Annotated in this window: 11 protein-coding genes; 5 read left to right on the top strand and 6 right to left on the bottom strand. The window is 70.6% G+C overall.

The genetic code is table 11. The features are described from left to right. Positions 1-490: 490 nt before the first annotated feature. Positions 491-1,330 carry an SDR family oxidoreductase gene (locus tag ACT3SP_RS14305; RefSeq protein WP_444587976.1) on the bottom strand — a complete coding sequence of 280 codons (840 nt, stop codon included), beginning with the start codon at positions 1,328-1,330 and terminating at the stop codon, positions 491-493. Between the two features lie 155 nt (positions 1,331-1,485). Here ACT3SP_RS14305 and ACT3SP_RS14300 point away from each other — a divergent pair, with 155 nt between their 5' ends. Beyond that, the gene (locus tag ACT3SP_RS14300; protein ID WP_444587975.1) at positions 1,486-2,409 is read left to right on the top strand and encodes a helix-turn-helix transcriptional regulator; all 924 of its coding nucleotides are present in this window, start codon (positions 1,486-1,488) and stop codon (positions 2,407-2,409) included. A 15-nt stretch (positions 2,410-2,424) separates the two neighbouring features. Here the strand turns inward: ACT3SP_RS14300 and ACT3SP_RS14295 are convergent, their stop codons facing one another. After that, positions 2,425-2,865, bottom strand: a complete 441-nt coding sequence (locus tag ACT3SP_RS14295) for a DUF4260 domain-containing protein (protein ID WP_444587974.1) — start codon at positions 2,863-2,865, stop codon at positions 2,425-2,427. A gap of 44 nt (positions 2,866-2,909) precedes the next feature. After that, complete coding sequence (locus ACT3SP_RS14290; protein WP_444587973.1) at positions 2,910-3,770, bottom strand: alpha/beta fold hydrolase; 861 nt, start codon at positions 3,768-3,770, stop codon at positions 2,910-2,912. 96 nt (positions 3,771-3,866) lie between these two features. Here ACT3SP_RS14290 and ACT3SP_RS14285 point away from each other — a divergent pair, with 96 nt between their 5' ends. Further along, the gene (locus tag ACT3SP_RS14285) at positions 3,867-4,364 is read left to right on the top strand and encodes a CGNR zinc finger domain-containing protein (RefSeq protein ID WP_444587972.1); all 498 of its coding nucleotides are present in this window, start codon (positions 3,867-3,869) and stop codon (positions 4,362-4,364) included. A 59-nt stretch (positions 4,365-4,423) separates the two neighbouring features. Here ACT3SP_RS14285 and ACT3SP_RS14280 read toward each other — a convergent pair whose 3' ends face one another. After that, a complete protein-coding gene (locus ACT3SP_RS14280) occupies positions 4,424-4,807 on the bottom strand; it encodes a winged helix-turn-helix transcriptional regulator (protein WP_444587971.1) in 384 nt (127 codons plus the stop codon). Positions 4,808-4,884: 77 nt separating this feature from the next. Between ACT3SP_RS14280 and ACT3SP_RS14275 the strand changes: the two genes are divergently transcribed. Continuing rightward, a complete protein-coding gene (locus ACT3SP_RS14275) occupies positions 4,885-5,295 on the top strand; it encodes a Rid family hydrolase (RefSeq protein WP_444587970.1) in 411 nt (136 codons plus the stop codon). A 57-nt stretch (positions 5,296-5,352) separates the two neighbouring features. Here ACT3SP_RS14275 and ACT3SP_RS14270 read toward each other — a convergent pair whose 3' ends face one another. Next, on the bottom strand, positions 5,353-6,219 hold the full coding sequence (locus ACT3SP_RS14270; RefSeq protein WP_444587969.1) for an oxidoreductase: 867 nt from the start codon (positions 6,217-6,219) through the stop codon (positions 5,353-5,355). An 84-nt stretch (positions 6,220-6,303) separates the two neighbouring features. Between ACT3SP_RS14270 and ACT3SP_RS14265 the strand changes: the two genes are divergently transcribed. After that, positions 6,304-6,783, top strand: coding sequence for a hypothetical protein (locus ACT3SP_RS14265; RefSeq protein ID WP_444587978.1), 480 nt, complete (start codon positions 6,304-6,306; stop codon positions 6,781-6,783). A 47-nt stretch (positions 6,784-6,830) separates the two neighbouring features. Here the strand turns inward: ACT3SP_RS14265 and ACT3SP_RS14260 are convergent, their stop codons facing one another. Beyond that, entirely contained in the window at positions 6,831-8,156 is a 1,326-nt protein-coding gene (locus ACT3SP_RS14260) for a sulfatase-like hydrolase/transferase (RefSeq protein ID WP_444587968.1), read from the bottom strand. A gap of 361 nt (positions 8,157-8,517) precedes the next feature. Here ACT3SP_RS14260 and ACT3SP_RS14255 point away from each other — a divergent pair, with 361 nt between their 5' ends. After that, entirely contained in the window at positions 8,518-10,002 is a 1,485-nt protein-coding gene (locus tag ACT3SP_RS14255; protein ID WP_444587967.1) for a C69 family dipeptidase, read from the top strand. The last annotated feature ends 88 nt before the right edge of the window (positions 10,003-10,090 follow it).

Here is a 10,090-nt window from a genome sequence, read left to right as displayed (position 1 = left end):
ACATATCCTTTCCTCGGGGGCATGCTCCTGACGAGCCAAATGATTCTGCCGGAGATACTAATACCGATCGGGGTGACGAAGAAGGCTTGCGCGAAGAGATGCTTTGAGGTTTGACTTACTAGGACCTGGGGCCATCGTATTTCGCTTCCGTTGCAGCTCGGCACCTGCTCGGAGTGAGGGCCTGCGGAGCCTCCTGGCCCACCACCCCACCCGCGCAGCATCCTTCCGCTTCAGCATCCAGCGCATGCTCGGCCCCGATACCCCGAAGGCGGACGTCGACGCCTCGGAGGCGCACTACGGGGACGCAATCATGTCGCGGACCTCCGGGCTGAACCGGAACTGAGCCGCGCGAGTCCGCGCCGCACTCGAACCGGCTGTGCGATGCGCGGCTGCGCTCCGACCACGACCACCCTGTGGGCGCAACGCGTCACCGACCGCCCAGCGTCCACCTCGAGGGACGGTGACGCCGGTGTGATGCCGACCCGCCCGACTACTCGCTCTCGCTGTGCGCAGTGGCTGCTGAGGCCTCGCGCAGCGCAGCGGACTCGCGGTCGATGCGCTCGGTGATCGCCGCCCGGCGATCCAGGGCGTCCTGCCCGACGGGCAGGTGCAGCGGAAGCGTGCGGCCGGAAGCGACCCGGTAGATGAACGCGGCCGCCTTGACGGGGTCGCCCAGCTGGGTGTGGTTGGCCTCCTCAGCCCAGTCGAGGGTGTCGTGAGCCGGGGTGCCGTCGTAGTCGTCGAGAAGACGCCCGGGGCGCTGCACGGAGGAGGCGTCCAGGAAGTCGGTGCGCAGCACGCCGGGTTCGACGACCATGCTCTCGATGCCGAACGGCTCGAGCTCGGCGGCCAGCGCTTCGCTGATACCGGCGACGGCGAACTTGGAGGCGGAATACATGCTCACCCCCGGCTCGCCCTCGAAACCGGAGCGAGAGCCGATGTGGACCAGCGTGCCGGCCCCTGCGGCCCGCATGATCGGCAGCACGGCGCGGGTGGTGTTGATCAGGCCGAAGACGTTGACGTCGAACAGCGAACGGGCCTCCGCGTCGCTGATCTCCTCCAGTGCGCCGAGCAGGCCCCGGCCGGCGTTGTTGACCAGCACGTCGATGGTCCCGAACCGGCCAGTGACCTCGGCGACGGCCGCGTCCACCAGCGCCTGATCGGTCACGTCGAGGCGCACAGGCAGCGCGTGGCGGTGGGCGCGCACGTCCTCGGGCAGGCTCTCGGGCCGGCGTGCGCCCACGGCGACCTGCTCTCCTCCGGCCAGGGCGGCGCGGGCGATCTCGAGCCCGAGGCCGCGTGCGGCACCGGTGATCATCCAGACAGACATGAGTGCTCCTCTCGAAGGTGCTGAGGTGTCGCAGGGCTGCGACACGACCACCGTCGCGATATGCGGCCCCGTCCAGAAGGCCCACCTCTTCCAGGGACGATCTGGGCACCCCACGTGACCTGGCCACCGCTCCGGAGAGTGGGAAGAATGCAGGCATGCCCCCTCACCCCGAGCACCTGGAACCACGGCTGGCGGAGTTCCTGCGCGCCGCGCGTGCACGGATCACCCCTGCTCGCGCCGGCGTCATCGGCACCGGACACCGGCGGGTCGACGGCCTGCGACGCGAGGAGCTGGCGATGCTCGCGGGGGTGAGCGTCGACTACTACACCCGGCTGGAGCAGGGTCGCAGCAAGAGCGCCTCCACGCAGGTCCTCGACGCCATCGCCGAGGCCCTGCAGCTCGATGACACCGAGCGTGCGCATCTGCACACCATCGCCAGACCCGCTCCGGCCCGACGTCGCCGCGGTCGCACACCGCAGCAGCTGCACCCGGCCACCCGTGCACTGCTCGACACGCTCGAGGCGGCCTCCCAGCCCGCGTTCGTGCTGGGACGACGACTCGACATCATCGGGCAGAACCGGCTCGCCGCCCTGCTGATCGCGGACTTCGAGACCATGCCGACCCTCGAGCGGAACCAGGCCCGCTTCGTGTTCCTGGACCCGCATGCCCGTGAGCTCTACACCGACTGGGACGAGGTCGCCGCTGACACCGTGGCGATGCTTCGCATGGACGCCGGTGACCACCCCGACGACCGCGAGCTCGGTCAGCTCGTGGGCGACCTGTCGATCCGGTCCCTTGAGTTCGGGCGGCTGTGGGCGAGGCATCGCGTGCACCAGCGCAGCACCGGCACCAAGCGGTACCACCACCCCCTGGTCGGAGACCTCACGGTCAGCTACCAGGCGCTGACCCCCGGCGATGATCCCGACCAGACCCTCATGGTCTACGACACTGAGCCCGGCTCCGCCTCGGCCCACGCACTGCTGCTCCTCGCTGCGAGCATCCCCGAGGACAGCGCACGGCCCTCCGTGCACCCGCTGGGTCCGGGCCCGGGAACGGGATCGACGGCACCGTCAGCGTGATCGGCCGCGGAGGGCTCAGCGCCGAGTCGGGCCCTCGCCGCCGGCGTGCTCCGTCTCGGCGCCTCGTTCCTTGCCGATGACACCGAGGTGGGTGTGGGTGAACGGGCCGAGCTTCAGCCCGTAGCCCAGGGCGCGGTCGAGGGCGACGTGGAAGCCCCAGCAGGCGGCCAGCAGCACCGACCACTCGGCATCGATGTCGGCGAGCCGCAGACCCGCCCAGCCGGTCACCAGGGCGGCGGGGGCGGTGTAGTTGTGCACCAGGTTGTAGCTGACGGCCCCGATCCGCTGGCCCGCCAGGTAGCCCAGCGCGGAGAGGTCGAAGACCAGGAACGCGGCCGGCAGCAGCCACCACGGCTGCCCCGAGGCGATCATCGCCACGACGATGCCGGCGGCGATCAGTGCGTTCTCCGCTCGCTGCCAGCGGAGGGCCTGACGCTGCGACGACTCGACCGGCATCTCAGTCCCCTCGGGCCTCTTCGTGGTCTCCGCCGCTCGTGAGGTCATACGGCCGCGCGCCAGTCCCGGATGATCCCCACGACCTCGTCCAGGTGGGACTCCAGGAGGAAGTGCCCACCGTCGAGGAGCTCGATCCGCGCCTGCGGTGCGTCGCGGCGGAACGCGGTGGCGCCGGCGACGTCGAAGATCTCGTCGTTCTTCCCCCACACGGCCAGCACGGGCACGCGGGAATCTCGCAGCCACTGGTGGACCCGCGGGTACAGGGGGAGGTTGCTGGAGTAGTCGGCGAACAGGGCCAGCTGGGCGCGATCGACGCCCGGCCGGGCGAGCAGGGCGATGTCGTGCTCCCAGGCCTCGGGGGCGACGGTGGTCGCATCGGGCACGCCGTGGGTGTACTGCCACTGGACGGCCTCGCGCTCGAGGGCAGGGCGCAGGGCCTCTTCATTGGCCGGTGTCGGGGCGGAGGCGTAGGCCCAGATCGGCTCCCAGAACCCGGGGACGAAACCCTCCTCGTAGGCGTTGCCGTTCTGCGAGATCACTCCCTCGACGGATTCCGGGTGCGCCAGGGCCAGCCGCCACGCGATCGGGGCCCCGTAGTCCTGGACGTACACCGTGTACCTGCTGATCCCGATCGCGTCGAGGAACGCCGAGGTGACGTCGGCCAGGGCGTCGAAGGTGTACTCGAAGTCGTCGACGGAGGGAGCCGAGGAGCGGCCGAACCCGATGTGATCGGGGGCGATCACGCGGTACTGGTCGGCAAGGGCCGGGATCAGGTGCCGGAACATGTGCGAGCTGGTGGGATATCCGTGCAGCAGCAGAAGCACCGGGGCCCCCTGCGGCCCCGCCTCACGGTAGAAGACCTCCACCCCGTCGAGGGTGACGGTGCGGTGATGGACGAGGGCCATTGCTCACTCCTAAACGGTATTTAACTGGTTAGCTTGACGTTAGCATGGCGGCATGAAGCATGAGGACCAGAGCTCGCGACGTGACGGAGGACTGCGGTGATCGAGGACGAGGACCTGCTGATGGCGGTGCTCAACAGCGCGCCCGTGGACAAGGGCGTGCGCACCGATCAGCTCGAGGATCCGACGGGCAGCGAGCTGATCGGCCGGTTCGGCGGGCTCGGCACGGCGGCCGAACGTTCACATCTGCAGGGCGCACGTGACGCCCTGCACGCCCTCCTCCGTGCGGAGGCCGACGCCGCGGAAGCCCTCGCGCCGAGCCTGAGCGGAGTGGCGCTGACGCCGGCCGCGACCGACGAGGGCATCCAATGGCAGCTCGACGCCCCTGACGACCGACGGCTCGCCGCCCGCGTGGTGCTGGCATGGTCACGAGTGCTCGACGAGCTGCCCGGGCGGCTCCGCGCGTGCGCCAACACCGAGTGCAACCTCTTCCTCCTCGATCACAGCCGGCCGGGCACGGCCAAGTGGTGCTCGATGGCCACCTGCGGGAACAGGATGAAGGCCCGCACCTACGCTCGTCGCGACCGGAGGTCGTGAGCGCCGCGGTGACAGGCCCGCGGATCCGGGCGGAACCGGCGGACCTCCGCGCCTGCGCGCTACCGGTCGCCGGCGGCGCCGTCGAACGCCTCGCGCGCCCGGTCCACCCGGGGCATGTGCTCCGTCGCCCAGCCGAACAGGGCGTCGATGAGGTCCTGGAGCGTGGCGCCCAGGTCACTGATCCGGTACTCGACGGCGACGGGGCGGGTGCTGATGACGACGCGATCGACCATGCCGTTGCGCTCCAGCCGTCGCAGCGTGACGGTCAGGGACTTCTGAGTGACGGTCGGGATGGCCCGCCTCAGCTCGTTGAACCGCCGCGGGCTCTCGCACAGCGTGTCGAGCACCAGCAGGGACCACTTGTCGAGCACCTGGTCCAGCAGCTCTCGGTGCTCCGTGGCGATCTGCGAGTACTCGATCCGGGCGGGGGTGGTTTCGTCCATGTCACCTGGTCTCGTTGAGGTGCTCTTCATGTACCAGGTATACATCGGTGACCACCAGGCTGCGAAAGGAATCGCCGATGACCGTCCACCTCTCCACCCCCGACGGCATGTTCCAACCCGTCCCCTACCACCATGTCTCGGTGTCGACCGGCACTCGACATGTGCACGTCGCAGGCCAGATCGCCCGTGACGGGAATGGCACTCCCCTCGCGCCCGGGGATCTCGCCGGGCAGCTCGCCCACGCCCTGCGGAACAGCGCACGGGGATTGGCGGGGGCAGGAGCGTCGTTCTCCGACGTGGTGCGCCTTCGGTTCTTCGTCACCGGGTGGACGCCGGAGAAGTACACGGAGTTCATGGCGGGGATCGAGAGCGTCACCGAGGAGCTCGACATCCCGCGCCCGCTGCCACCGGTCTCGGTCATCGGCGTGGACTACCTCTTCGAGCCCGACGTCCTGGTCGAGGTCGAAGCGGAGGCGATGCTCGGCTGACCGGGACCGGGAAGGCCAGGACCGGCAGGTCCCGGGGCGGGAGGGTCACTGCGGTGTTCACCGCCCCTCGTCCCGGGACCGCGGCGCGAGGACGTCGTCGTGGTCGGTGGAGACGGCCAGGTCCCGCCAGGCCGCCGACTCCGTGCGCAGCCGAGCGATCTTGGCCTCGAGCTCCTCCAGGCAGTCGCTGCCCAGCTGAGCGCGCAGCGGCGGGTTCTCCGCGTCAGCCAGGGTCAGGAACGCGGCAGCGCCCTTGACCGGATCACCGGGCTGGGTGTGATTCAGTCCAGGGACCGCCTCGCGGACGGCTCCGGCGGTGCTCGCGTAGTCATCGATCACGGTGCCCTCGGTGCGCAGGCTGCGGTCATCGAGGAAGTCGGTGCGGAAGTAGCCCGGCTCGACGACGGTCACCGCGATGCCCAGGTCCGCCAGCTCGTCGTGGAGTGCTTCGGAGATCCCCTCGACGGCGAACTTGGTGGAGCAGTAGATCCCGAAGCCCGCCGAGCTGCTGAACCCGCCCAGAGAGCTCACGTTGAGGATCCTGCCCGAGCGCTGGGCCCGCATGACCGGCAGCACCGCGCGCGTGACGTTCAGCAGGCCGAAGACGTTGATGTCGTAGATCGAGCGGACCTCCGCATCGGAGGACTCCTCCACCGCGGCCAGCAGACCACGTCCGGCATTGTTGACCAGCACATCGAGGGAACCGAACGCGTTCACCGCAGAGGACACCGCCGTACGAGCCTGCTCCTCGTCGGTGACGTCGAGGGCGACTGTCAGCAGACGGTCTCCGTGCCCGGGAAGTGCGTCCTGCACGATCTCGGGGGTGCGGGCGGTCGCCACGACGTGGTCGCCGCGCTCCAGTGCTTGACGGGCGATCTCCAGCCCGAAGCCGCGGGCGGCGCCGGTGATGAACCAGGTGGTCATGGATGTCTCCTCGGATCAGGGAACGTGCGCCCTGCGGTGGATGCTCGGCATCCACGCTGCGGGCGATGAGCTCTTTCATCCTGGATCGCTCCGGCGTGCCCAGCCAGGGACAGATCAGCCCAGGAACACCTCGCTCCCCCACCCGGCTGCCGTCGCCCGACGACTCGCACGCACCGGCTCGGGCTGCGACCGGTTCCGCCTGAGCTCCTGGCGAGGGCAGGGGCCGCCGCGGCGAGTCTCACCGACTCGATGACCCTCGACCTCGACGCGGGCACCACCGTGCAGGCGATGCGCCCGCTGCTGCAGGAGCGGCGCGAGCTCACCGTGGTCACCTACGACCTCGGCACCGCCGGCGCCTCCCTCGACCACCCGAGCGTGGACCTGATCTGCGTGGGCCGCCGCCACCGACTCGGTGCTCCTCGCCGACTCCGGGAAGTTCGGGCACTTCGCGACGTACCGCATGGCCCGGCTCGACGAGTTCGATGCGATGTCACCGAGGAGGCGCTGCCCGGCGAGGACGCCGCGGCCGTGCGGGAGCTCGGGCCGCGAGTGGTCGTGGGCTGAGCGGCCGGCACGCGGCGTCCGCTCTTCCGGGCAGGTCGTCGCCGCGCTCAGCGATGCGCTGCGTGCCGGTCCGTCCCCCACCGCGCTGCCTGCTCCCGGCACCCCGCCAGCTCCTCCCCCAGCGCCCGCGCCACCTCGGCCTCGCGCGCGGAGATGTCGACCTGCTCTCCAGGATCCGCCTCGAGGTCGTACAGCGCCCGCTCCACCACGGCCGGCGGATCCATCCCCTCCCGCGCGTCCGCGACGAGCTTGAACCGGCCACGGCGCACGGCGACCTGTCCGTCGTAGGCCCAGGCCACGGCCCGATCGGGCATCTCCGCCCCGGGGTCGCGCAGCACGTCCAGCAGGGAGATCCCGTCGACGTCGGCGAGGTCGGGTGCCACCCCGTCGGCCGCGTGCAGAAGGGTGGGCAGCACGTCCATCATGAGCCCCACCTGGTCCCTCTCCGCCCCGACGGGCAGCTGCGCGGGCCAGGAGATGATGCCGGGCACGCGGATCCCGCCCTCGAACACGCTGCCCTTCGCGCCGCGCAGCCCGCCCGCGGAACCGCCGTCGTAGGAGATCTCCTCGCCGCCCAGCCAGTTGCGGCTCTCCCGGGACGGACCGTTGTCGGAGGAGAACAGCACGATCGTGTCCTCGCGCGCCCCGGCCTCGTCGAGCGCGGCGAGGATCTCCCCGACCGCGTCGTCCATCGCCGCGATCATCGCGGCGGTCCCGCGCCGGCCGGGCGGGAGGTGCGCGACCCGCTCCATGTGCTCGGCGGGGGCGTGCATCGGGTAGTGCGGGGCGTTGAACGGGACGTAGCAGAAGAACGGATCCCGGCCCGCGTGGCGGGTGATGAACTCGCTCGCGCGCTCCCCGATCGCGGTGGTGAGGTACTCGCCGTTGCGCCACACCTCCTGCTCGCCGTCCCACAGGTCGTGGACGGGATCGTGCCCGCCCCAGTAGAAGATGTGGGAGTAGTAGTCCACGCACCCGGCGCGGAACCCGAACACCTCCTCGAAGCCATAGCGGGTGGGCGCGTACTCCTCGGCCGCACCCAGGTGCCACTTGCCGAACAGGCCCGTGCGGTAGCCGCGCTCGTGCAGGCGGGAGGCGAGAGTGGGCTGCGGGGGCAGTCCCGGGGTGCGCCGGGAGCCGCCGAGGATCGTCTCCACCCCCGCGTGAGCGGGATGCTTCCCGGTCAGCAGCGCGGCGCGGGACGGGGAGCAGACCGGGGAGTTCGAGTACCACCGGCTGAGCTTCACCCCGTCCCGGCACAGGGAGTCCAGGTGCGGGGTGGGGATGTCGTCGGCGCCGAAGCAGCCCAAATCGCCCCAGCCGAGGTCGTCCGCGTACATCAGCACGATGTTCGGTCCGTGGGCGGTCGCCATGGTCGCTCCTTCGCAGCACCGGTGGCGGCCAGGCTATCGCCGACACCGACGTCCACGAGCTCGTCGCCGCCGCCCAGCGCGTCGCCGAGCAGCCGGTGACGACACGCAGCCCCGGCTCACCGGGCCGCTGCTCGTCGGCCGCGAACCCCTCCCGCGCCGAGCGCTCCTCGAGCGTCTCGAGCTCCTGCAAGAACGTCACCTGCCATCCCGCGGGCCCCTGGATCCTCGCGGTGAGGGTCCGGAACGGGGTGCGGGTGGGCGGTGCGATCAGCTCCGCGCCATGCTCGTCGGCATCGACCCGAGGCGGCCGAGGTCTACCGTGGATACTCCATCGCATCCGCCCGCCGAAGGAACACTCCCCATGCCCTGCACCACCCTCCTCGTCGGCCGCCGTGCCAGCGCCGACGGCTCCCCGCTCGTCGCCCGCACCGAGGACTCCGGGGGCACGGGCTTCGACCCCAAGCGCGTCGTGGTGGTGGCTCCCGAGGACCAGCCGCGCACCTACACCTCGGTGATCGGCGGGCGCACGATCGAGCTGCCCGAGGATCCGCTGCGCTACACCTCGGTCCCCAACGCCCTGCCGCACGAGGGCATCTGGGGCAACGCCGGAATCAACGCGGCGAACGTCGCGATGAGCGCCACGGAGACCCTCACCTCCAATCCCCGGGTGCTGGGCGCGGACCCGCTGGTCGAGCCGAGTGCGGAGCAGCCCGGCGGCTTCGGCGAGGAGGACTTCCTGACCCTGGTCCTGCCCTACATCCGCTCTGCCCGCGAGGGCGTGCAGCGGCTCGGGGCGCTGCTCGCCGAGCACGGCACCTACGAGATGAACGGGATCGCCTTCAGCGACGAGAGCGACATCTGGTGGCTGGAGACCGTGGGCGGGCACCACTGGATCGCGCGGCGCGTGCCCGAGGACCACTACGTGACGATGCCGAACCAGCTGGGCATCGACTCCTTCGACCTCGCCGACGCCGAGGGGCCCGGCCGCGACCATCTCGCGAGCCCGGACCTGCGCGCCTTCCTGCGCGAGCACCACCTGGACCTCACGCTGCGCGACGCCGACGCGAGCCCGTCGGTGTTCAACCCCCGCGAGGCCTTCGGATCCCACACCCAGCACGACCACGTCTACAACACGCCCCGCGCCTGGTCCATGCAGCGCATCCTCAGCCCCCACGCCGAGGACTGGGACGCAGGGCTGCCCGGTGCGAGCCCCGACTCCGACGACCTGGCCTGGAGCCGACGGCCCGAGCGCCTGCTCACCGTCGAGGACGTCAAGGACGTGCTCAGCTCCCACTACCAGGGCACCGTGTACGACCCGTACTCGCCGCGCGGCACCGAGGCGGAGCGCCGCGCCTTCCGCCCCATCGGCATCAACCGCCACAACGCCCTCGCGATCCTGCAGATCCGCCCGGACCTGCCCGAGTCCCACCGGGCGCTGCAGTGGGTCGCCTACGCCTCGAACCCGTTCACCACGCTGATCCCGATGTTCACGAACGTCGAGGAGGCTCCCGCCTATCTGGCGACCACCGGCGAGCAGGTCAGCACCGACAGCTTCTACTGGGCCTCGCGGCTCATCGCGGCACTGGCCGATCCACACTTCGACGCGATCATCCCCGAGATCGAGCGCTACCAGCTGAAGACTCTCGCGCTCGGCCACGCCGCCGTGCACGCGGCCGACCAGGAAGTCGCCGCAGCCGGCTCCGACGAGGACGTCCCGGCGCTGCTGGCCGCGGCGAACACCGAGGTCGCGGAGCAGATCCGGGAGGCGACGGACGCGCTGCTGTCCTCAGTGCTGTTCACGGCGAGCAATCGCATGACGAACCGGTTCTCGCGGTCGGACGAGTGAGGCGCCTGACCTTCGTCCGCCTTTCACTTGTCAGCCGGAGCCGGGAAGCACTAATGTCACCTGTGACAGGTGTTGCATGTGTGACATC

It is taken from the genome of Brachybacterium sp. AOP43-C2-M15 (genome assembly GCF_052446295.1).
Classification (GTDB): domain Bacteria; phylum Actinomycetota; class Actinomycetes; order Actinomycetales; family Dermabacteraceae; genus Brachybacterium.
The sequence above is the reverse complement of the archived record's forward strand: the minus strand, read 5'-3'. Positions and strand labels throughout refer to the sequence as shown.

Excerpts from the sequence above, each read along its gene's own strand:
- ACT3SP_RS14305 (WP_444587976.1), bottom strand. The coding sequence starts at position 1,330 with ATGTCTGTCTGGATGATCACCGGTGCCGCACGCGGCCTCGGGCTCGAG.
- ACT3SP_RS14300 (WP_444587975.1), top strand. The coding sequence starts at position 1,486 with ATGCCCCCTCACCCCGAGCACCTGGAACCACGGCTGGCGGAGTTCCTG.
- ACT3SP_RS14295 (WP_444587974.1), bottom strand. The coding sequence starts at position 2,865 with ATGCCGGTCGAGTCGTCGCAGCGTCAGGCCCTCCGCTGGCAGCGAGCG.
- ACT3SP_RS14290 (WP_444587973.1), bottom strand. The coding sequence starts at position 3,770 with ATGGCCCTCGTCCATCACCGCACCGTCACCCTCGACGGGGTGGAGGTC.
- ACT3SP_RS14280 (WP_444587971.1), bottom strand. The coding sequence starts at position 4,807 with ATGGACGAAACCACCCCCGCCCGGATCGAGTACTCGCAGATCGCCACG.
- ACT3SP_RS14275 (WP_444587970.1), top strand. The coding sequence starts at position 4,885 with ATGACCGTCCACCTCTCCACCCCCGACGGCATGTTCCAACCCGTCCCC.
- ACT3SP_RS14270 (WP_444587969.1), bottom strand. The coding sequence starts at position 6,219 with ATGACCACCTGGTTCATCACCGGCGCCGCCCGCGGCTTCGGGCTGGAG.
- ACT3SP_RS14260 (WP_444587968.1), bottom strand. The coding sequence starts at position 8,156 with ATGGCGACCGCCCACGGACCGAACATCGTGCTGATGTACGCGGACGAC.
- ACT3SP_RS14255 (WP_444587967.1), top strand. The coding sequence starts at position 8,518 with ATGCCCTGCACCACCCTCCTCGTCGGCCGCCGTGCCAGCGCCGACGGC.